Genomic DNA, 21,738 nt, shown 5'->3' with positions numbered 1-21,738 from the left:
TTTCCAAATTTTAATCTTTTAAGAGGCTAATTTGATCATTAGCATAATCTGTTCAAGCATATAACTTCTTCATCATAAACGATATAGTTATCTGATGACGACAACTAAAAATATACAGTTAGATTGATCAAAAAATTGGCACAAAAAAGCCAGATTCAATCTGGCTTTTTCTTCATTATTTGATATTAATCATCTTTGGAAGCGGTGTAGGCATAAGCATAATTATAGCCATAATTGCCCCCTACAGTTGCTCGGACATCATTGAGAATAATACCATTTACCTTAGTACCCGCTTGTTCAAAGCGATTAATGGTTAATTCGAGTTCTTTCATTTGTGTTTTTGCATAACGTGCAACCACAAGATTTACACCTGCAAATTGAGAAATAATGATGCCATCCGTTACCGCTAAGATAGGCGGTGTATCGATAATAATATGATCATATTGCAGGGAAAGCTGTTCTAATAATTCGCTAAAGCGGTCTGAACTGAGCATTTCAGAAGCATGATTATGATTCTTACCACGAGGCAGAAAATCTAAATTGTTTACAGTATTTGAATGGACAATGCATTGCTCAAGCGTACTCTGCCCTGCCAAATATTCAGTCAAACCAGGAGAGGTGTCATGACTAAAGTATTTATGTAAGTAGCCTCGGCGTATATCTGCATCAATCAATAAGACTTTCTTATTACCTTGTGCAAAAATTGCTGCGAGATTGGTAGAAATAAATGATTTACCAATTTCTGGAGCTGGTCCTGAAATGGCAATAATATTATTTTTTGCATTATTTAAAGCAAAGTGAATCGTGGTACGAATACTACGCAAGCTTTCAATCGCAATATCTTCACTATTTTTAGCAGCGAGAATAGGAATCGACTTTTTCTTTTTCAGTAACTGTACACGACTTTCTTGAATTGGAGAGCGAGGCACAGTGGCATAGACAGGGAGATCAAGTTCATTTTCAATTCGGCTTGAATCTTTAATCCCTGATGAAAGCATATTACGCAATAATGCAATAACAACACCAATAAACCCACCCACAAAAATTGAAAGAAGTAACACAATTACTTTTCTTGGTTTAATTGGATTAATAGTTTCTACCGCTGTATCAATAATACGAACATTACCAATTTCACCCGCTTTAACAATTTTTAATTGTTGGTAGCTGTTTAAGAGTGATGTATAGAGTTCTGTATTGACTTTAACATCACGATAGAGTTGTAAATATAAACGTTGAGTTTCAGGTAAACGTTTAATAGCCTGATTCAGCTCCGTAGATTTTTTATCAATTGCCGCGAGTTGCGCATTGATCTCTGTCATGAGCGGGTGATCAGGGGTATATTTAGCAGAATATTCAGCTTGTTTTTGCTTTAACTCGATCCGTATTTTTTCTAATTCAATATTCTGCTTTAACATCAACTCTGATTCTTGAGTGACATCAACAGTATTGTATTGTTCACGGAATCTATTAAATTTAATTTCTGATTCTTCAAGTTGCTGTTTTAGCTCAGGTAGTTGTTGGTCGAGAAAGCTTAATGTTTGTTTCGACTCTAAGGTTTTTCGTTCAATGTTCTGTTCATGATAAACTCTCAGGATACTGTTGAGAACCTGAGTAATATGTTGTTGATCATTCCCGATATAACTGAGGCCAATAACACCTGTCATTTTGCCTTTTTCAGCAACTGAATAATTTTCTTGCATCAGTTTAACAGCTGAAGGAAGTGCAAGTTTAGTGAGTGTGAAATCTTGTTGAAATGGGTTTAGGCTATTAATCTGAACAGACCATAATCCTTTATTATCTTGAGCTTGATTGAGCTGGTTGAGGGTACCTTTAAATACAACTTGATCTTGATAACTTAAACTAAATTGATTTTTGTCAATAAAGTGTAGAGTGAGTTTTTTATCATAATAATATTCGGGAGTATCTAACTTTAAAATAGAAAAACTAGATTGATTTTTCTGAAAATCAACCGCTTTAGCACTATAACTGAGCTGGGCTTTGTCTTTGGAAACTAATTTATGTAAAAAAGTATCTGCATTATCTTGAATTTGAATATTTAAATTCAAATTATTAATTACTTTGCCAAGTACAAGTCGTGAATTTAAGATTTCGATTTCGGCATCAGCTGGAGATTTCTGACCAATCCCACCTGCAACATCTTTTAACTCACCCATCAAAGCGGCTGAAGCCGCACTTTTACCATCTTCAACCTGAACCAGTGCATCAGTGGAATAAACAGGGGAGGTTACACGTAAATAGAGTAAGGCACATATTAAAGATAAAATGACACAAAGTACAATCACTTTCCATTGAGCGATTAAAGAGAAAAATAGCTCTTTTAAGTCAATCGTATCATCATTAGTTTTTAAATTTTGGTTCATAGGTAAACAACTAATTAAAATTTATAGATGTGATTGCCAGTCATTGGCATAAGCTTGGATATTTTTACATGTTTCGTCAAAAAAAGCTTGATCATGTTTGTATGGGTCAGGGATATTTTGACCTTGCCAGTGCCCTAAACGAAATACCTTGCCTTTAGCAAAAGGCCACTTCTGCTCAATATGTTGTGATTGGTTTTTGCTCATCACTAGAACAAGATCGGCCTTTTTGATCAACTCCGCATTTATTTGTCGAGCAACATGGGAACGCATATCAATATTTAAGGCATCCATACATGCAATCGCTTTATTATCAGCTGAATGGTCGACCATCGCAGAAAGTCCCGCTGATTCTATATTTAAATTTGGATGGCTTTGCTTTAAAAAAAACTCTGCCATTGGGCTACGACAGATATTCCCAACACAGACCACTAATATATTCTGGATCTGCATTTTATTTACCCAGTTGATCAAATGTATATAAAGCACTTGAGAATGGAACAACTTGGTTCATGATACGTTGCCAACGAGTCAAACCTGTGGCATCAATATAAACAATATCATTTTTTTGCATCGCAAATTGATTCGCCAACGCTAAATTTCCTAAGCTACTTAAGTTAAGATGATAAATTGTAGATTTTTTTGTGCTAAGGTCGGTACGCATTACATAAATACGTGCAGCGCTTGCTGAAGTAGGATTAATTCCCTCACTTTCACCAAGTACGTCACTCAGGGTCATACCTTGGTCACGGAGTGTCAATGCTTGGCTACGACTCGACTCACCCATGACATAGAGCTTTTGATCTTGCTTAGTATTCACAAAAATCGTGTCATTAGGTCGGATTAATAATTGATGAAGAGACAATCCTTGTTTTTCTAACTGAATGGTATTTAGATTATAAGTCTGTCCATTTCTGATCAGTTGGATATTGGTGGTATCACCTGTTTTAGTGTCTACACCACCTGCCTGACCCAATGCAGTATAGATACTGATCGGTTGATCATTTAAAGTATATTGACCACTTTTCATCACTTGACCATTAACAAAGTAGCGGCGTCCCTCATAAGACAGTACACGAACAACCACATCTGGATGCTTTAAATATTTAGCAAATTGTTGATGTAAAAAACGATTGGTTTCAGCTAATGTTTTACCAGCAATACGCACTGAACCAACCAAAGGTAATTGAACATTACCATTTGAATCGATTGGATAACCTACAGCTTTGATATTGTTTGCATCTTGGATTGGTGGTGTAATTTCAGGATATGCCCAAAGCTGAATTGAGAGGACATCACCTGCGCTTAAGCGATATGTATCTTGTTGGTGATGAAATAAAGAAGCAAGATCACTCGATTGGCTGCGATCAGAAATATTCAGACTTGGAATAGTAGTTTGGGTTAATTGTACAACTGAGAGTTCCGCACCTTGTTCAGTTTTATATTGACCTTGTTCAGGAAGGTCATAGGTTTGGAGTCCTGAAGTGATCGCACAACCAGAAAATGAAATTGAAATGGCTAAAATTGTAAACAGTGATGTGTACGGATACTTCACATTCAAAACCCTTATATTTTATATTGCGTGTTGCTTGGAATCTCATCTTGAATACGAATTGTATGCTAAAAAAGGTAGGTTGGGTATCTTATTGTTGGTGTGTAATTGTATTAAAACCGAAAAATAAGTGTGTTGACTTGTATCCATTTAATGATTTTTTAGTATTTAAAGAATAAAGTGTTTTGGCCAAGTTGATAAGAGAAAGTGTATTAATTAGGTTAGAACCTTTTAATATATGAATTTAACTCAAGTTTAGATATAATATTTAAAGTGAATAAAAGCACTTTTTGTAATCAAAATCTACGTGCTTAAGTAAAGTTATATTGAAATATATTGATTAAAAAATGATTTGCAGGGTGTGAAATGAGAATTTTGGTTACTGGTGGTGCGGGTTTTATTGGATCAGCAGTTGTTCGTTATATTATTAATAATACAAATAATAGTGTGCTTAATGTCGATAAGTTAACTTATGCTGGAAATCTAGAATCCCTTAAAGAAATTGATCAAAATAAACGATATCAATTTTCACAAACTGATATTTGTGATCGTCAAGCTTTGGACCAATTATTTATAGAATTTAAACCTGATGTGGTGATGCATTTGGCTGCTGAGTCGCATGTGGATCGTTCAATTACAGGTTCAGCCGCATTTGTTGAAACCAATATTATTGGAACATATCAGTTGCTTGAAGCTGCTCGTCAATATTGGAATGATTTAGCTGAGGATAAAAAACAAAATTTTCGTTTTCATCATATTTCAACAGATGAGGTTTATGGTGATCTAGAAGGGACTGAGGATCTTTTTCATGAAACTACATCTTATGCACCAAGCTCGCCTTACTCCGCAAGTAAAGCAAGTTCAGACCATTTAGTACGTGCATGGCAAAGAACCTATGGTTTACCTACTATTGTGACCAATTGTTCAAATAATTATGGCCCTTATCATTTTCCTGAAAAACTAATTCCATTGGTTATCTTAAATGCATTAAAAGGAAAAACTTTGCCAATTTATGGTAAAGGGGATCAAATCCGTGACTGGTTGTATGTTGACGATCATGCTCGTGCGCTCTATAGAGTCGTGACAGAGGCTAAAGTTGGTGAAACTTATAATATTGGCGGGCACAACGAACAAAAAAATCTTGATGTAGTCAAATCGATTTGTAATTTATTAGAAGAGTTAGCCCCAAATAAACCTAAGGGTGTTCAACAATATGTTGATTTAATCGCATATGTTAAAGATCGTCCTGGCCATGATTTACGTTATGCAATTGATGCGAGCAAAATTCAGAAAGATTTAGGTTGGGTTCCACAAGAGAGTTTTGAAACAGGTTTACGTAAAACGGTTGAATGGTATTTAAATAACCAAGAATGGGTTGAAAACGTTCAAAGTGGTGAATACAAAAATTGGGTTCAACAACAATATCAATCTAAAAAAGCCTAAGTTCTGAATTAAATTATGAAAATATTATTGCTCGGAAAAAATGGACAAGTCGGTTGGGAGTTGCAACGTGCTTTACAACCGCTTGGAGACGTTGTAGCTCTTGATCGTGCTGCAAATGAAAATAACTTGATTGGTGATTTAGAGGATTTTGAACAAATTCAATATACTATTGAAAAGGTTAAACCATGTGTTGTTGTCAATGCCGCTGCATATACAGCAGTTGATAATGCAGAATCTGATCAAAATAAAGCAGATTTAATTAATCATTTAGCTGTAAAAAAATTAGCAGAGCTTTGTAAACTTCAAAATTGTTTACTTATTCACTATTCAACAGATTATGTATTTAGTGGAGAGGGGGAGAAACCTTGGTCTGAAAACGACCTGACTAATCCGGTAAATTTTTATGGTACTACGAAAAGATTAGGTGAGGTTGCATTAGAGCAAAGTGGTTGTTCTTTTCTAAATTTTAGAACATGTTGGGTATATGGCTCACATGGTAATAATTTTATCAAAACTATGCTGAAATTGGCATCGAGTCGTGAAGAGTTAAGTATTATCAATGATCAAGTCGGAGCACCAACAGGGGCAGCTTTGATCGCAGATATTACTTCTCAGGCTTTAAGATACTATTCACTTAGCAATCTGAGTAAACAAAAAGAGCTGTGTGGACACTATCATCTTGCTGCTGCAGGCGAATGCTCATGGTACGAGTATGCACAGTTTGTTTTTGAATTGGTAAAACAAGATGGTCAAAACTTAGCCATTCAAAAAATTAATGCGATTGAAACAAAATCATATCCAACACCAGCAAAACGACCATTGAATTCACGATTGAATACTTATAAATTGCAAACAAATTTTAAAATACATCTTCCTGATTGGAAGTTAGGTGTGGCGCAAGTTTTAGAGGAAATAATTTAATGAGCCCATTAAAACGTAAAGGCATTATTCTCGCTGGTGGATCAGGAACACGCTTATATCCAATTACAATGGGTACATCAAAACAACTACTTCCGATTTATGATAAACCGATGATTTATTATCCTTTATCTGTTTTGATGTTAGCTGGGATTAATGAGGTTCTGATTATTTCGACACCTGAAGATTTACCTAATTATGAAAAAATGTTGGGTACAGGTAATGAGATTGGTTTAAAACTTTCATATAAAGTTCAGCCATCTCCAGATGGCCTTGCTCAGGCGTTTATTTTGGGTGAAGAGTTTATTGGTGATGATAATGTTTGTTTAATTCTAGGCGATAATATTTTCTATGGCCAAAGTTTTGGCGCCCAACTTAAACGTGCAGCTGAGAAAACAGTAGGTGCAACAGTGTTTGGGTATTATGTTAATGATCCTGAGCGTTTTGGGGTTGTAGATTTTGACGCTGTGGGTAAAGCATTAAGTATCGAAGAAAAACCAAAACAACCTAAATCAAATTATGCAGTTACTGGGCTTTATTTTTATGATAATAAAGTGATTGAAATTGCAAAAAATATTAAACCATCTCACCGTGGTGAGTTGGAAATTACAGATGTAAATAATGTGTATTTACAACAAGAAAGGCTTAATGTAGAGCTTCTTGGCCGAGGATTTGCTTGGTTAGATACAGGTACACATGACTCATTATTAGAAGCGAGTCAATTTGTTCAAACTGTTGAACATCGTCAAGGCTTGAAAATTGCTTGTTTAGAAGAAATTGCCTTTAATAATGGTTGGATTGATGCTAATCAATTATTAAATAGAGCTACTTTTTTCCAGAAAACTGGTTACGGTCAATATTTATTGAAATTGCACCAAGAACAGCAAAAGAAATCAAAAGCATAATTTTTTAATTAAGCTTAGTAGCCTAAATAGAGAAGTAAAAATGAATGTAATTGAAACAAAAATTAAGGATCTTCTAATACTCGAACCTAAAGTGTTTGGAGATGAGCGTGGTTGGTTTATGGAGAGCTTTAATCAAAAGGTTTTCGACCAAGCATTACAAGAGCGTGGTTTAGGTGTCCCTCAATTTGTTCAAGACAATCACTCTTTATCTCAAAAAGGTGTATTACGTGGATTGCACTATCAACTCAATCCTTTTGCACAAGGAAAATTAGTTCGAGTTGTTCAAGGGCGTGCATGGGATGTCGCTGTTGATATTCGAAAAGACTCAGAAACATATGGACAGTGGGTTGGTGTTGAACTTTCAGCAGAAAATTATAAGCAATTTTGGATTCCTGAAGGTTTTGCCCATGGTTTTATTGCATTAGAAGATAATACCCAGTTTTTATATAAGGCAACAAATTATTATAATAAAGCGAGCGAGCGAGCAATTGTTTGGAATGATGAAGACTTGGCTATTGATTGGCAAGTAGACGGCTTGTTAGAAATATTAGTGAGCGAAAAAGATCAAGAGGCAAATCGATTTTCCAATCTTTAAAATTTTGGAAATTTTAGTTAATACATTGTGTATGGTGTAGTAGTTTAAAAGATATTACTGTCATCCAAAATAGTTACAACTACCTAGAATTGAAATCATTTATCAAAAAACAGATTTTAATAGTTTATTTAGGTAGTGTGAAGCAAAGAGATTGAGGAAAAATGGAAACTAAACAAGTTCAAGAACTATCAGAGATGTTTAAAGGAAAAACACTTTTGATTACAGGTGGTACAGGTTCATTTGGTAACGCTATGATTAAGGGTTTTTTAAATTCACAGCTGAAAGAAATCAGAATATTTAGCCGTGATGAGAAAAAGCAAGAAGATATGAGAATTGAGTATAAAAATGAAAAACTTGATTTTATTCTTGGCGATGTTAGGAATTTTAATGATATAAATCAAGCAATGATGGGAGTGGATTTCGTTTTTCATGCTGCGGCCTTGAAACAAGTTCCATCCTGTGAATTTTACCCAATGCAAGCTGTGCAGACAAATATATTAGGCGCAGAAAATGTGCTTGAAGCAGCTGCTCGCAACAATGTACAACGCGTTGTTGTTTTGAGTACAGACAAAGCCGTATATCCAATTAATACTATGGGAATGTCAAAAGCCTTAATGGAAAAATTGGCAGTATCTAAAGCAAGAGATACGCGAGTAAAAAATATAGACGCAGTTTATACCGCAACGCGTTATGGTAATGTGATGTGTTCACGTGGCTCCATTATTCCATTATTTATTAAACAAATTAAAGAAGGTCTGCCTTTAACTATTACTAATCCCAATATGACACGTTTTATGATGTCACTACAGGACTCGGTAGAATTGGTTATGTTTGCTTTCAGTCAGGGTAATCCAGGTGATATTTTGGTGCAAAAATCACCAGGTGCAACAATTGAAGTTTTAGCTCAAGCACTTAAAGAACTCTTTAATGCAGACAATGAGATTAAAATTATTGGAGAGCGTCATGGAGAGAAGCTGTTTGAAACGCTTTGTTCTAAAGAAGAAATGGCGAAAGCTGATGATTTAGGAGACTTTTACCGAATTCCTGCTGATTTTAGAGATCTAAACTATAGTAAATACGTGCAAGAAAATGCCCCAGCTTTACTTGATGACGAATATAATTCACATAATACGCATAGATTGAATGTAGAAGAGCTAAAAGAATTATTGCTCACTTTGGATTATGTTCAAGAAGAATTGAAGTCACATCAAGGATAATAAAATGTTGCCGCTTATAAAAACTAGTTTACCTGACAGAGATCTTTTAATCCCCCGCTTAGAGCAAGTTTTGTATAGTGGGTATATCGCTCAAGGTGAAATTGTTGAGAATTTTGAAAGAAAATTCGAAGAATATATTGGAAGTGGAAATACGCTGTCATTAAACTCAGGAACTGCAGCATTACATATCGCATTGATATTGGCTGGGGTTAAGCAAGGCGATGAAGTAATTAGTACAGCATTGACTGCTGAACCGACCAATGTCGCAATTAAAATGGTTGGGGCAAAAGTTCGTTGGGCTGATGTCGATTATGATACTGGCAATATATCACCCGACTCGATTGAAAAAGCAATCAATGCAAAAACGAAAGCAATCATTGTTGTAGACTATGCGGGTATTCCTGTTGATGTAAAGAGAATTCAGGAGATCTCTGAAAAATATAGAATTCCTGTGATTGAAGATGCAGCACATGCAATAGGTGCTAAATTTGATGGCAAAAAAACAGGCAATCATTTTCCATTTACCGTATTTTCTTTTCAAGCAATAAAACACCTAACTACCATAGATGGCGGGGCATTGCAGATTCAAGATAAAGCCCTTTACGAGCGCGGTAAAATTATAAGATGGTTTGGATTAGATAAAAAGAAAACTAGATTAGATAATAATATAACTGAGCAGGGCTATAAGTATCATATGAACAATGTGAATGCTTGCGTAGGACTTCTACAGTTGGAAGGAATCGATAAAATTGTTGATAGGTATATCGAGAATGGTAAATACCTTGATCGAAATCTAACAGGTGTACAAGGTGTAGAGTTAATTAAGTACTATGGTAACTCAGAGCCATCTTATTGGTTGTACACATTAAAGGTTGAGAATAGGGCTGGCTTTATCAAAATGATGGAGGCAAATGGAATAGCTGCTTCTGAACTTCATAAACGCAATGATTTACATGAATACTTAAATGATAATCCTGTGGAACTACCAAATTTAGATCAGTTCTATGAAAAGATGGTACATATTCCATGTGGGTGGTGGGTCACTAAAGATGACTGCGATAAGATGATTGAATTGATTCGGAAAGGTTGGTAATGATTCCTATTTTTAAACCGTATATGCCAAATGATATTTTGCCTGAACTAGAGAATATTCTATATTCAGGTCAATTAGCATATGGAAAATATGGGAAACTATTTGAATTAGAATTAGCAAAATTTATAGGGAACCCATACCTAATTTCTGTAAACTCTTATAATCAAGCTATGTTATTAGCCTTGTCGATATTAGATTTAAAGCCAGGGGACGAGGTAATCGTCTCTCCTGTAAGTTGTTTGGCATCGAATCAACCATTTGTGATTAAGGGGCTCAAAGTTATTTGGGCCGATGTCGATCCAAATACTGGTTCTCTCTGTGTTGAGGATGTCAAGAAAAGAATCACTACAAAAACAAAAGCAATATTTCATAATCATTTTTGTGGTTATTTAGGTGATATAGCAGCAATCAATCAAATAGCTAAAGAATATGATCTTTGGGTTGTTGATGATTGTATCGAAGCATTTGGCTCTGAGTATAATACTCAAAAAGCAGGAAATTTAGGTGCTGATTTAAGTGTATTTTCTTTCCAGACAGTTCGATTACCAAATACTGTAGATGGCGCTGCAATAAGTTTCTCTTCTAAAGAGTTATATGAGAAAGCAATTCTCATGCGTGACTATGGTATAGATAGGAAAAACTTTAGAACCTCAACGGGTGAAATTAACCCAAATTGTGACATCAGGTTAGAGGGCTATGGTGCAACTCTTAGTGAAATTAATTCATATATTGGTTTGAAGCAAATGTATAATTTGCCTAATTTGTTAGAGAGGCAGAGAAAAAATGCGATTGATTGGAATAATAAAATTCAAGAAACTCCATCTATAAAACCTCTAGAATTAATATCTGATACTCAGCCAAATTATTGGGTTTTTGGTGTTTTATGTGAGGATAAAGCACAAGCACTACAAAATTTCCGTAATCAAAACTGGTATGCAACTGGTGTTCATATCAATAATAATATTTACTCTGTTTTCAATAATCTTGAAAGTTTGAACGGAGTTAATGAATTTATGAATAAATTTCTAGCTTTACCATGTGGTTGGTGGGTTAATTATAGTGAATGAGAATATTAAATGAATCAAGTTGATGTAACAGCTAAAATACATCCTAATGTTAAGTTGGGTGTATATAATAGAATTGGTAAAAATGTTGTAATTGAAATATTAGGAGATGATCCAAATCTTAGTGTAACAATCGGTGATAATAACATTATTAACGATAATACACGTATTTTTATCCATGGTAAATTTAGTATGGGGGATTGGAATGTATTGCATAATGACATGCTAATTATGGCCGAACAACATTTATACATAGGTCATAACTGTTGGTTTGGTCAGAATACTATACTTGATGGCGCTGGTGGCTTAGTAATAGGGAATGGTGTAAGGGTTGGAATGTATTCGCAAATTTGGACTCATGTAGCGAGTGGAGAACAAATCGAAGGTTGTATATTGTATTCAAAAAGAGAAACTATAATTGAGGATGATGTCTGGTTAGTGGGCAGTTGTATTGTTGGATCTGGTCTTAAATTAGGTTGGAGAAGCGTTGCTTTAATTAATTCAGTGCTTACAAAAGATACTTTGCCAGATAGAGCCTATGCTGGCAGTCCTGCAAAGCTTATGGAAAAAGCTCAGTTTTATGTGGAAAAGTCACTGGATGAGAAATTTGAATTATTAAGTGGTTGGTTAAATGATTTTGTCATGATTAATAATGATTTAACTTTAGAGAAAATAAATTCACAATATTTGTTGTTGGAGAATGGTATAACAAAAGAAAAAGTGATATTTTTAAAAGAAATACTTAAAGATAATAAAAAAGTAGAAAGTATTTTTTATCTAGAAGATAAAACATTTGTTAAAACAAACTCGTTGTTAGAGAGACAAGTATATAAATATTTGTATAACAATAAAGCTCGTTTTTTGCCTCGACAGTAAAAGGTAGTTTAATTTTAATTAAGAAAAAACTTATTTAATATTGGAGTTAAGTAATTAAAATGTTCCAGATTAAGTTAATAAAACATCAAGATGCAACTGGTAAAGATATTAAAGAAATTATTGATTTAAAATCTAAGCAATGGAGTTTTAGTTTAGATGAGCAAATGCAGTGGATAAAAAATAATATTAAAAATTCTGACTTCCATATCCTGTTACTTTTAGATAAAAAAAGTGTAGCTTATCTAAACTTAATAGATATTGAGTTAATTGTAAATGGCACGACTAGAAAAGGTTTTGGAATAGGTAATGTCTGTGCAATAGAAAAAGGTAAAGGATATGGTTTTGAGTTGATGAAGGAAGTAAATAAAATTATTACTAATTTGAACAAAATTGGCTTTTTATTTTGTAAAGAACCGTTGTTGAAATTTTATAGTTCTTTGGGGTGGGTAAAATTAGCATCACAGCACTATAAAATCAAAGGTGATAATTTAAACGTTATGATTTTTAATATGAAATGCGATAATAGTTTTTTAATTGAATATGATGGTATTATTTTTTGATTAAAAAATGTTTTTTATATTTATTTTAACTAATCAAAATATTAGATTAGAATCTTTTAATTTTGCATTTAGGAGATTTTGCAGTATGGTTAAAAGGTTTTCATTAAGTGAATAAAGTAACTAAAAATATTATTGCAAACTATCTAGGTAAATTATGGAGTTTTGTATCCATATTTATTTTCGTACGTTTATACATTGACTTACTTGGTATTGAGTCCTACGCAATAATTAATTTTTATACAGTAATACTTGGATTGTTAGTATTCGCTGATGCTGGCTTAACAGCAACTTTAACAAGAGAATTAGCAAGAGATATCAGTATTGAATCAAAAGCCAACTTAGTTTATACCTTTGAAAGGATCTATATTGGCATATGCTTGTTACTTACAATTTTAGTCATAATTTTTGCGCCCTATATTGCTAATCATTTTTTAAAATCACAAATTTATCCTGTAGAGACAGTGGCTTATTTTTTACGTTTAATAGGTTTTGGTGTGACTTTACAACTTTTCTCAACATTGTATGAGGGGGGGTTAAATGGTTTGCAACATCAGGTTTTAACAAATAAAGTTAAAATTATTTGGAGTGCTTGTAGGGCAGGTTTGGTATTAGTGCCTCTATACTTTCTGCCTAAATTAGAAATATATTTTTGGTGGCAGATTTTTTGCAATGTAATTCTATTACTGATTTTTAGAAAGAAAATACATATCTTATTACCAAATTCAAATCCATTTTTTTCAAAAGAACTATTAAAGTCTATTTCTAAATATGCAGTAGGAATGATGGGAATAGCTTTAATTTCGGGTATCAACATTCAAATCGATAAACTTGTAATTAGTAAATATTTATCAATGGAACTTTTTGGTTATTACTCAATTGCAAGTTTGTTAGCCCAACTTCCAATAATGATTGTAACACCAATTATCATTGCAGTATTTCCTATTTTAGCATTGTTCGTATCTCAAGATGATCAAAACTCTATAGTAAAGAGCTTTCATAAATATTCGTTTTTAATAACTGTAATTGCAGCACCAATTGTATTTTGTATAGCATTGTATTCGATACCATTGGTAACTTTATGGACTGGTAAAGCTGGCATCGCGCAAAGTGTGGATTATGTAGTAAAGATATTAATCATTGGTGGTTTATTTCTATGTTTGCAATTAACCCCATTTTACCTCGCTTTAGCAAATGGTTCAACTAAGATAAATTTGTATACTGGAATTGTTGGACTCATTGTTATTATCCCGTTTATGATCTATTCAATAAGTCATTATGGTATGATTGGCGCTGCCATTCCTTGGGTGATTGTAAACATTGGAGGTTTTCTCTTTGTTGGATTCTATAGTGTTAATAAATTTTTGAAAGGACAAGTATCATATTGGTTGATTTGGGATATTTTTGTCCCAATAACAATAAGTGTGATGATAGGTCTTTTTATTGAGACAATATTGAGCAATATCAATGGTGAGTATATGTTTATTGGTAAATCTTTACTTATTGGTGTTTTAAGTGTTGTATTTAATATTATAATTCAAAATATGAAAAACCCAGATTATTCAATAATTGATATTAGATCATTTTACGAATTGGTTAAAGGAAAAATCCTTAAATGAAGCCTTTGATAAGTGTAGCAATTGCAACAAAGAATCGTGAAAAATATTGCATAGAAGCGATAAAGTCTATTCTTAGATATAAAAATCCTGAGATTGAAATAGCAATTTCTGATAATAGTGCAACAGATGAAGTAAAAAAATTTGTTGAAGAACTAGATAGTATCGCTCTTAAATACACTTACCATGGTGAAGATAATATTTCTTCGATAGAAAATTTCAATCGTGCAATGGAGTTAACCACTGGTCACTATGTGATGTTGATAGGGGATGATGATTCAATACTTCCCAAAGCCATTGAAATTGCACAATGGGCTAAAGAGAATGATATAGATTCAATTTGTTCAAAGGAAGCTTTAACTTATTACTGGCCTCATGCTTTAGACCAATATCCAAATGGATTGATGATAAGCCCTTCATCAACTGGCAAGATTACTAAGATTGATTTCCGAAAGCATCTCAATGAACTTTTGGAAAATGGTTTACAATTATATTTATTATATCCTTTACCTAAGACTTATCATGGATTAGTTAAACGTAGTCTAATGGAAGAGATCAAGCAGAAAGTTGGCCATTATTATGGTGGGCTAAGCCCAGATTTATATTCATCAATAGCAGTATCATGTGTTGCAAAGAATCATTATATTATTGATGAACCACTTTCGATAGCAGGCGTCTGCGCTAAAAGTACTACTGCGGATAATTTTAAAGGGCTTCACTCAGGTAGCCTAGAAGGTATTCCTCATTTAAAGAATCGACCCAATTATAAATTCAGTGACAAAATACCTCTATATTATTCAGTAAATACAATCTGGGCAGAGTCTGGTTTAAAAGCTTTAGAGGAATTAAATGAACAGGAATTAATTAAAAAATTTAATATGCATAGATTAATGGCTCAAGCTTGGATACATAATCGTAAATTTATTGCCCCTATTATAAAAGAAAAGCATCACGAGCTAGTTAATAGACATAATATTGGAGGTCTAAAAAATATATTATCTTTTTCTTTGGCAATTTTAGAGATATTGAAAGCAAGATTTAAACGTATTGTTTTTAAAAAATTTAAGAAAAAAAAATCCATTAAAGTTATAGGGTTGCTTAATATATCTGATGTAATTGAATTTTATAGGAAGGAAAAAAAATAATGATTTATTATCTCTTTCCATATTTTTATACTTTGTTTTTTTCACTGCTTTTGTATTATGGAAATATAAAAGCAGTAAAGATATGGCATCTTTTTTTATTATTATTACCAGCTATATTGATTTTTTTTCTTAGAGGCAATGTTGGGACGGATACATATTATTATTTAGGATTGTTTGATGATTATATGTATTATGGTGAAAGTGATGCGAAATATGAACCTGGATTTGAAATTTTAGGAAAAGCTTTAATCTATTTAGGTCTTTCTCCTCGTTTCGCATTAGCTTCAATAGGTCTTATAACAACTTTAGTTTTGTGTAAAGCCTATTCTGCATCTAAACGGCAGATGTTGTTATTAACATTATTAGTTTTTCCATTATTCTTTTTCGACTTTACGATGAATGGTATTCGATATGGATTGAGTTTTAGCTTGGCAACTTTAGCAATTGACTCACTTCAGAGAGGGAAATATAGAGCTGCTACAATATGGGGGGTGATTGCATTTAGTATTCAATATTCCGCAATTTTAGTTATGCTTCCCTTTGTTGGGGTTCTGGTAAAAAAGAAATATATTTTCCTTTTTATTTCTTTATTAAGTATAGCATTTTTAGCAAGTCCGGATCTATTTAGTCTGATTACAGATAGAATATCTGGAAAAACAGATGCATATAGTAATGTTTTTTCTCCAAGTATCTTTTCTGGGGTGGCTCCTTTAGCAATAGTATTAATGATATATATTAGCTTTTTACATTTTAATAAAGGACTATATTCAAAGTTGATTCATATAATTCTTCTTTTGGAAGTATTGTCTTTTATTTTGGCAAAATTTACGTATGCAGGTTTAAGATTTCAGGGGGTATTTATGTATTGTATGATCTTATATATCAAATACAACTTAGATGGAATAGAATTGCAGTATATTAGAAAATATGTCTATATCCTTATAATATTAAGTATAATAGGAATATTATTGTTTGTAAAAAATATATCAGGTTTTGTTGATGGTGATATGTCTCCATTTCTACCTTATAAATTTTTCTGGGAAGAGTATAGGCCTTATACATTATGAAAATTTCAGTAGTTATACCAATGTACAACTCAACAAATACGATCGTTAAGGCCTTGGATTCTATTAAGAATCAATCTTATAAGTGTGACTATCAAATAATAGTAGTAAACGACGGCTCAAAAGATGATTCATACGCTGTGGTTAATGACTATCTTTTGCAAAATCCTGAGTTAAATATTCAACTGGTTAATCAGGTTAATGGAGGGGTTTCGAAGGCAAGGAATATAGGCTTAAAATTATCTGATGGGGATTTCGTTGCATTTCTTGACAGTGATGATGAATGGCTTACTGATAAAATTGAAAAGCAGCTTTTAATTTTTGAAAAAAATCCTGATGTTGACGTTTTGGCTACGAATCGAAATAATGAATATTTCGAGAGTTTTTTTGGCCAAAAATTTTCGAAACTTACAGATATTAGCTCACGATTATTATTGTTAAAAAACTTTCTTTCTCCTCCTACTGTTATGATGAGAAAAAATGTTATTGCAGATGTTGGCTATTTTGATGAAGAACAAAAATATGCTGAAGAAGGTAATTATTGGATACGAGTATGTGATCAGAAAAAATGTTGCTTATTAAATGAAAGTTTAGTCGTTACAGGTGGAGGAAAACCAAGTTTTGGTCATTCAGGTCTTTCAGCTAATTTGTGGGAAATGGAGAAAGGTGAGTTAAAGAATATTATTTTGGCTTTCAGAATGAAAATAATTAATATTTTTGAGTTTTCTTTTTTATGCATATATTCTCTTTTAAAATACATTAGAAGAGTATTAATAGTTGGTATGAGAAAATGAAACAATATAGTCTGTTACAAACACTTTATCTTGTTTATTGTAAAATTAGAACAAAGCTAACCTTTTCGAACGCTAGAATTATCCGCTTTCCTATAGATATTCGTGGTAAAAAATTTATCAAAATTGGTGGAAATTTTACGACGGGCATAGGTTGTAGAATAGAAGCCTATCCAGAAAGAGATAATAAAATATTGTTTATTGGGGAGAATTTCCAAATGAACGACTATGTACATATTACTGCAATGAACAGTGTAGTTATTGGTGATAATGTATTATTAGCCAGTAAAATTTATATATCTGATTGTACTCATGGAAGTTATATCGGTGATGAAAATGATAGCGACCCATTACTAAACCCTATAGATCGTCCGTTGTCAGTAAAACCTGTAAAAATTGAAGACAATGTATGGTTAGGTGAATTTGTTTCAGTTTTGCCTGGAGTAACAATTGGAAAGGGAACAATAGTAGGTGCAAACTCTGTCGTATCTAAAAGTTTACCTTCATATGTAATAGCTGTTGGTTCACCAGCAAGACCGATTAAATTTTATAATTTTGAAAGTAAAAGATGGGAAAAATATGTCAATTAGAAATGTATTAATTACTGGCGGAGCTGGCTTTATTGGGTCAAATTTGGCTCTAAAGCTTGCTTCAAAAGGTTATTCAGTAACAGTGCTAGATAACTTATCTCCACAAATTCATGGTGATAACCCGACTCAGACATCGCCACTTTATTTAAGTATCAAAGATAAAGTTAAATTTATTCAAGGTACAGTTACTTCTAAAGACGACTGGGAAAAGGCACTACAAGGGCAAGATGCAATAATACATTATGCAGCTGAGACTGGTACAGGACAGTCTATGTATGAGGTTGAAAAGTATGTAGACGTAAATATTAATGGTACAGCATTGATGCTTAATCTACTTGTAAATGGTGATTATGGTGTTAAAAAAGTAGTAGTTGCATCTTCGCGATCAATTTATGGCGAAGGTAAATATATTAGTAAGGAGTTAGGCCCTGTATACCCTACTCAAAGAACTGCTGACTTTATGGATCAAGGTGATTTTGAGGTTAAATACACGGGTTCTTCAGATCTTACTTTAGTTGCAACTGATGAAGACTCGAAGATTCATCCGTCTTCTGTTTATGGGATTACTAAACAAAATCAAGAGCAAATGGTTCTTACAGTTTGTCCAACTATAGGTATTGCTGGCGTCGCATTTAGATATCAGAATGTTTATGGACCAGGCCAATCACTTAAAAATCCTTATACAGGAATTTTGTCCATTTTTTCTACTCAGATTAAAAATGGCAATAGTATTAACATTTTTGAAGATGGGAAAGAAAGCCGTGATTTTGTGTACATTAACGATGTAGTTGATGCTACTATTCTTGGTCTTGAAAAAGAAGAAGCGAATAACCAAGTTTTTAATGTCGGAACAGGTGTAGCAACAAATGTACTTACAGTTGCTAATGAATTAGTTAAAAATTATGGTATTAATGTTTCTATCAAAGTTTCAGGTAACTACCGTTTAGGCGATATTCGTCATAATTATGCGGATTTGACTAAAATTAATAAGCTTCTTGGTTTTCAACCTAAAGTTTCGTTTGAAGATGGATTGAAAAAATTCGCTGATTGGGTAAATACTCAAGAAATCCAAGAAGATAACTACCAAAGATCTATTGATGAAATGAAAGCGAAAGGATTGTATAAATAAATGAAGAACTTAGGGCACCTAAAAGGGAAAAAAATCTTATTTTTTTGTGTACAATCGTTTAATATGGAAAAAGATATTATTAAACAATTGGAGAAGCACGGTGCTCTAGTTATCTATTTTGATGAAAGACCTGCAAATAATAATTTCACCAAGGGAATGATTCGAGTCAATAGAAATTTTTTACAAAGAAGAATTAATAAATACTATCAAAATATTTTGAAATCGATTGGTAATGAAGAATTTGACTTTTTATTTGTTAATCGTGGAGAGGTTGTTCCTAAATTTTTTTTAGAAAAATTCATAAAATTACAACCTAAGTGTCAGCGTATATTTTATACTTGGGATAGTTTTGGAAATCATAGTCACGGTTTATCAATTCTAGAATATTTTCATAAAAAATTTACTTTTGATAGAAAGGATGCTGAAAAATATCAGATAGGATTTAGACCTTTATATTTTACAGATCGGTACCGTGGAATTTATGAAAGTAAAACAATTAAAACCATTGATTTATTGTTTTTAGGCACTGCACACTCTGATCGCTATATTATTAGTAATCAAATTGCAGGATGGTGTAAGGAAAATAAACTTACTACTTTTAATTATTACTATATGCAAGGAAGATTAGTATATTATTATAAAAAATATTTTGATCAAAGTTTTAAATTGTTTGATTTTAAAAAGTTAAGTTTTAAAAGTCTAACATCAGAAGAAATTATTCAATATTATGATAAATGTAATGTAGTTCTTGATATTAGTCATCCTGGTCAATCTGGTCTAACAATGCGTACTTTTGAAACAATTGGGGCTAGGAAAAAATTAATTACAACAAATATAGAAATTAAAAATTATCCTTTTTATAATCCTCAAAATATTTTTGTATTTGATCGTAATGAGATTAAATTAGAAGCAGATTTTTTTTCCAATGAATATGCACCACTTAACAATGAATTGTATGAAAAGTGCTCAATTGATGGTTGGATAGAGGATATCTTCTTTGGTGAAGAACTTAATTCATGGAATATTAATTAGTTAGATATGTTTTTAAGTTGTGATTTAACTTATTAATAAAGCTATTCTGTATCAATATTCATAGCTAATGATTTCAGTTTACCTAGATCTTATTCCTAAATGTATAACATTGAAGATTGCAGGGGGAAATGTGTTATTTTATTTATATTGCAATAAATTAATGCTGATTTTATGGTAAATTAGGTTGTGCAGATAATTAGTTTGATCTTATATTTTCAATAAAATTTATTGTAAATTATGGGTTTAGAAGAGATAAATGAAAAGACTTATTGATATTGTAATTGCATCTATTGCATTACTACTGCTTTCCCCGATTTTTATATTAGTTGCCTATAAGGTTAAAAAAAATCTAGGGTCACCAATATTTTTTTATCAAAAGCGCCCTGGAAAAGATTGTAAGCAGTTTAGAATGATTAAATTTCGGTCAATGAAGGATGCTTTTGATAAAGATGGTCAGCCCTTACCAGATGATCAGCGTATAACACCATTTGGAAAGAAACTTCGTTCAACAAGTTTAGATGAAATGCCGCAGCTAATTAATGTTCTTAAAGGTGATATGAGTATCGTTGGGCCACGCCCACAGCTTTCTGAATTTGTGGAACATTATACTGCCCATCAATTGCGTCGCCATAATGTTAAACCAGGTATGACTGGTCTGGCACAGGTGAGCGGACGTAATAATTTATCTTGGGAAGAAAAGTTTGATTTAGATGTACAGTATGTTGAAAAACAATCAACTCTTCTCGATTTTAAAATTATGTTTAAAACAGTTGAGGTTATGTTTAAAAAAGAAGGCATAGATTCACCAGACCAAGCAGTTGGGGCAAGTCGTTTTTCAGGTTCCGAAACGACTGATACCAAATCTACTAATCGTTAATAATGTTGTTAAAGTAAATCATGATCAAAAAAGCCATTTTCCCCGTTGCTGGTTTAGGAACACGTTTCTTACCTGCAAGTAAATCAATCCCTAAAGAAATGGTGACTGTTGTAGATCGTCCTGCAATTGAATATGTTGTTAAAGAAGCAGTGGCTGCTGGAATTGAACAAATTATTTTAGTGACACATTCATCAAAAGCATCCATAGAAAATTATTTTGATCGTAATTTTGAACTGGAAACAATATTAGAAAATAAGAAAAAAATTGATCTACTTAAAGAAATTACTGAAATTTTACCTAAACATGTCAGTGTGGTGAGTGTACGCCAACCTCAACCATTGGGTTTAGGGCATGCTGTTTTATGTGCGAAATCAGTAATTGGAAATGATGATTTTGCTGTGTTATTACCAGATGTTTTAGTCAAAGAAAAAAGTACAGAAAATGATTTAGCACGAATGATTCATCGTTTTAATACATCTAAAGCATCGCAAATTATGGTTGAGGCTATACCTGATCATCTTGTCGATCAATATGGTATTGTGGATGTTGCATCTTCACCTGTTGAAGGTGCAAGTATTGTGATGAAAGGGATTATCGAAAAGCCTACTGTCGGTACAGCACCTTCAAATTTATCTGTGGTAGGACGTTATGTACTTCCTGCTAAGATTATGCAGTTATTAGAACAAACGCCTAAAGGTGCGGGTAATGAAATCCAATTAACAGATGCCATTGCTGCTTTACAAAAATTAGAAAATGTCGAAGCGTATCGTATGAAAGGTCAGACTTTCGACTGTGGTAGTAAAATTGGTTATTTAAAAGCAGTATTACACTATGCTGTGGAGCATCCTAAGTTGGGTGAAGAATTTAAACAGCTTATTAAAGAATTGAATTTATAA

General features: G+C 32.8%; 21 protein-coding genes. 18 read left to right on the top strand and 3 right to left on the bottom strand.

Annotated elements, in window-relative coordinates:
* Window positions 1-185: 185 nt before the first annotated feature.
* Genes AS4_RS21170 through AS4_RS21160 form a run of 3 tightly spaced genes read right to left on the bottom strand, consistent with a single transcriptional unit; the run spans window position 186 to window position 3,933 of the window.
* On the bottom strand, window positions 186-2,381 hold the full coding sequence (locus tag AS4_RS21170) for a polysaccharide biosynthesis tyrosine autokinase (RefSeq protein WP_096735414.1): 2,196 nt from the start codon (window positions 2,379-2,381) through the stop codon (window positions 186-188).
* A gap of 21 nt (window positions 2,382-2,402) precedes the next feature.
* Entirely contained in the window at window positions 2,403-2,831 is a 429-nt protein-coding gene (locus AS4_RS21165) for a low molecular weight protein-tyrosine-phosphatase (protein WP_096735413.1), read from the bottom strand.
* A 1-nt stretch (window position 2,832) separates the two neighbouring features.
* Window positions 2,833-3,933 (bottom strand): polysaccharide biosynthesis/export family protein, encoded by a 1,101-nt coding sequence (locus AS4_RS21160; RefSeq protein ID WP_096735412.1) that lies wholly within the window; start codon window positions 3,931-3,933, stop codon window positions 2,833-2,835.
* Between the two features lie 363 nt (window positions 3,934-4,296).
* On the opposite strand from AS4_RS21160, the gene rfbB reads away from it, so the two are divergent.
* The 18 genes from rfbB (at window position 4,297) to galU (ending at window position 21,738) form a co-directional block, all read left to right on the top strand.
* Window positions 4,297-5,373, top strand: coding sequence for a dTDP-glucose 4,6-dehydratase (gene rfbB / locus AS4_RS21155; protein WP_096735411.1), 1,077 nt, complete (start codon window positions 4,297-4,299; stop codon window positions 5,371-5,373).
* Window positions 5,374-5,388: 15 nt separating this feature from the next.
* On the top strand, window positions 5,389-6,294 hold the full coding sequence (gene rfbD / locus AS4_RS21150) for a dTDP-4-dehydrorhamnose reductase (protein ID WP_096735410.1): 906 nt from the start codon (window positions 5,389-5,391) through the stop codon (window positions 6,292-6,294).
* A complete protein-coding gene (rfbA, locus tag AS4_RS21145) occupies window positions 6,294-7,196 on the top strand; it encodes a glucose-1-phosphate thymidylyltransferase RfbA (protein WP_096735409.1) in 903 nt (300 codons plus the stop codon). The genes rfbD and rfbA overlap by 1 nt, the downstream gene beginning before the upstream one ends.
* Before the next feature lie 40 nt (window positions 7,197-7,236).
* Entirely contained in the window at window positions 7,237-7,791 is a 555-nt protein-coding gene (gene rfbC / locus AS4_RS21140; RefSeq protein ID WP_096735408.1) for a dTDP-4-dehydrorhamnose 3,5-epimerase, read from the top strand.
* A 194-nt stretch (window positions 7,792-7,985) separates the two neighbouring features.
* Window positions 7,986-9,008: a polysaccharide biosynthesis protein gene (locus tag AS4_RS21135; protein ID WP_096735577.1), complete on the top strand. Its 1,023-nt coding sequence runs from the start codon at window positions 7,986-7,988 to the stop codon at window positions 9,006-9,008.
* Window positions 9,009-9,012: 4 nt separating this feature from the next.
* On the top strand, window positions 9,013-10,101 hold the full coding sequence (locus AS4_RS21130) for a DegT/DnrJ/EryC1/StrS family aminotransferase (RefSeq protein WP_096735407.1): 1,089 nt from the start codon (window positions 9,013-9,015) through the stop codon (window positions 10,099-10,101).
* Window positions 10,101-11,168, top strand: coding sequence for a DegT/DnrJ/EryC1/StrS family aminotransferase (locus tag AS4_RS21125; protein WP_096735406.1), 1,068 nt, complete (start codon window positions 10,101-10,103; stop codon window positions 11,166-11,168). Before AS4_RS21130 ends, AS4_RS21125 begins: the two co-directional genes overlap by 1 nt.
* Before the next feature lie 9 nt (window positions 11,169-11,177).
* Window positions 11,178-12,041, top strand: coding sequence for an acyltransferase (locus tag AS4_RS21120; protein WP_096735405.1), 864 nt, complete (start codon window positions 11,178-11,180; stop codon window positions 12,039-12,041).
* Window positions 12,042-12,100: 59 nt separating this feature from the next.
* Window positions 12,101-12,601: a GNAT family N-acetyltransferase gene (locus AS4_RS21115; RefSeq protein WP_096735404.1), complete on the top strand. Its 501-nt coding sequence runs from the start codon at window positions 12,101-12,103 to the stop codon at window positions 12,599-12,601.
* Window positions 12,602-12,708: 107 nt separating this feature from the next.
* Complete coding sequence (locus AS4_RS21110; protein ID WP_096735403.1) at window positions 12,709-14,217, top strand: lipopolysaccharide biosynthesis protein; 1,509 nt, start codon at window positions 12,709-12,711, stop codon at window positions 14,215-14,217.
* Window positions 14,214-15,359 (top strand): glycosyltransferase family 2 protein, encoded by a 1,146-nt coding sequence (locus AS4_RS21105; RefSeq protein ID WP_096735402.1) that lies wholly within the window; start codon window positions 14,214-14,216, stop codon window positions 15,357-15,359. Before AS4_RS21110 ends, AS4_RS21105 begins: the two co-directional genes overlap by 4 nt.
* The gene (locus AS4_RS21100) at window positions 15,359-16,426 is read left to right on the top strand and encodes an EpsG family protein (RefSeq protein WP_096735401.1); all 1,068 of its coding nucleotides are present in this window, start codon (window positions 15,359-15,361) and stop codon (window positions 16,424-16,426) included. The genes AS4_RS21105 and AS4_RS21100 overlap by 1 nt, the downstream gene beginning before the upstream one ends.
* A complete protein-coding gene (locus AS4_RS21095) occupies window positions 16,423-17,217 on the top strand; it encodes a glycosyltransferase family 2 protein (protein ID WP_096735400.1) in 795 nt (264 codons plus the stop codon). Before AS4_RS21100 ends, AS4_RS21095 begins: the two co-directional genes overlap by 4 nt.
* Window positions 17,214-17,804 carry a DapH/DapD/GlmU-related protein gene (locus tag AS4_RS21090; RefSeq protein ID WP_096735399.1) on the top strand — a complete coding sequence of 197 codons (591 nt, stop codon included), beginning with the start codon at window positions 17,214-17,216 and terminating at the stop codon, window positions 17,802-17,804. The genes AS4_RS21095 and AS4_RS21090 overlap by 4 nt, the downstream gene beginning before the upstream one ends.
* Window positions 17,794-18,933, top strand: a complete 1,140-nt coding sequence (locus AS4_RS21085) for an NAD-dependent epimerase/dehydratase family protein (protein WP_096735398.1) — start codon at window positions 17,794-17,796, stop codon at window positions 18,931-18,933. The genes AS4_RS21090 and AS4_RS21085 overlap by 11 nt, the downstream gene beginning before the upstream one ends.
* Window positions 18,934-19,965 carry a CgeB family protein gene (locus tag AS4_RS21080; RefSeq protein WP_096735397.1) on the top strand — a complete coding sequence of 344 codons (1,032 nt, stop codon included), beginning with the start codon at window positions 18,934-18,936 and terminating at the stop codon, window positions 19,963-19,965. It abuts the gene before it with no gap.
* A 256-nt stretch (window positions 19,966-20,221) separates the two neighbouring features.
* Window positions 20,222-20,842 (top strand): sugar transferase, encoded by a 621-nt coding sequence (locus AS4_RS21075; protein ID WP_096735396.1) that lies wholly within the window; start codon window positions 20,222-20,224, stop codon window positions 20,840-20,842.
* A gap of 20 nt (window positions 20,843-20,862) precedes the next feature.
* Window positions 20,863-21,738 (top strand): UTP--glucose-1-phosphate uridylyltransferase GalU, encoded by an 876-nt coding sequence (gene galU, locus AS4_RS21070; RefSeq protein ID WP_096735395.1) that lies wholly within the window; start codon window positions 20,863-20,865, stop codon window positions 21,736-21,738.

It is taken from the genome of Acinetobacter guillouiae (genome assembly GCF_002370525.2).
Classification (GTDB): domain Bacteria; phylum Pseudomonadota; class Gammaproteobacteria; order Pseudomonadales; family Moraxellaceae; genus Acinetobacter; species Acinetobacter guillouiae.
This window is presented reverse-complemented; position numbering and strand designations above follow the sequence as displayed.

Excerpts from the sequence above, each read along its gene's own strand:
- AS4_RS21170 (WP_096735414.1), bottom strand. The coding sequence starts at position 2,381 with ATGAACCAAAATTTAAAAACTAATGATGATACGATTGACTTAAAAGAG.
- AS4_RS21165 (WP_096735413.1), bottom strand. The coding sequence starts at position 2,831 with ATGCAGATCCAGAATATATTAGTGGTCTGTGTTGGGAATATCTGTCGT.
- rfbB (WP_096735411.1), top strand. The coding sequence starts at position 4,297 with ATGAGAATTTTGGTTACTGGTGGTGCGGGTTTTATTGGATCAGCAGTT.
- rfbD (WP_096735410.1), top strand. The coding sequence starts at position 5,389 with ATGAAAATATTATTGCTCGGAAAAAATGGACAAGTCGGTTGGGAGTTG.
- rfbA (WP_096735409.1), top strand. The coding sequence starts at position 6,294 with ATGAGCCCATTAAAACGTAAAGGCATTATTCTCGCTGGTGGATCAGGA.
- rfbC (WP_096735408.1), top strand. The coding sequence starts at position 7,237 with ATGAATGTAATTGAAACAAAAATTAAGGATCTTCTAATACTCGAACCT.
- AS4_RS21135 (WP_096735577.1), top strand. The coding sequence starts at position 7,986 with ATGTTTAAAGGAAAAACACTTTTGATTACAGGTGGTACAGGTTCATTT.
- AS4_RS21130 (WP_096735407.1), top strand. The coding sequence starts at position 9,013 with ATGTTGCCGCTTATAAAAACTAGTTTACCTGACAGAGATCTTTTAATC.
- AS4_RS21125 (WP_096735406.1), top strand. The coding sequence starts at position 10,101 with ATGATTCCTATTTTTAAACCGTATATGCCAAATGATATTTTGCCTGAA.
- AS4_RS21120 (WP_096735405.1), top strand. The coding sequence starts at position 11,178 with ATGAATCAAGTTGATGTAACAGCTAAAATACATCCTAATGTTAAGTTG.
- AS4_RS21115 (WP_096735404.1), top strand. The coding sequence starts at position 12,101 with ATGTTCCAGATTAAGTTAATAAAACATCAAGATGCAACTGGTAAAGAT.
- AS4_RS21105 (WP_096735402.1), top strand. The coding sequence starts at position 14,214 with ATGAAGCCTTTGATAAGTGTAGCAATTGCAACAAAGAATCGTGAAAAA.
- AS4_RS21100 (WP_096735401.1), top strand. The coding sequence starts at position 15,359 with ATGATTTATTATCTCTTTCCATATTTTTATACTTTGTTTTTTTCACTG.
- AS4_RS21095 (WP_096735400.1), top strand. The coding sequence starts at position 16,423 with ATGAAAATTTCAGTAGTTATACCAATGTACAACTCAACAAATACGATC.
- AS4_RS21090 (WP_096735399.1), top strand. The coding sequence starts at position 17,214 with ATGAAACAATATAGTCTGTTACAAACACTTTATCTTGTTTATTGTAAA.
- AS4_RS21085 (WP_096735398.1), top strand. The coding sequence starts at position 17,794 with ATGTCAATTAGAAATGTATTAATTACTGGCGGAGCTGGCTTTATTGGG.
- AS4_RS21080 (WP_096735397.1), top strand. The coding sequence starts at position 18,934 with ATGAAGAACTTAGGGCACCTAAAAGGGAAAAAAATCTTATTTTTTTGT.
- AS4_RS21075 (WP_096735396.1), top strand. The coding sequence starts at position 20,222 with ATGAAAAGACTTATTGATATTGTAATTGCATCTATTGCATTACTACTG.
- galU (WP_096735395.1), top strand. The coding sequence starts at position 20,863 with ATGATCAAAAAAGCCATTTTCCCCGTTGCTGGTTTAGGAACACGTTTC.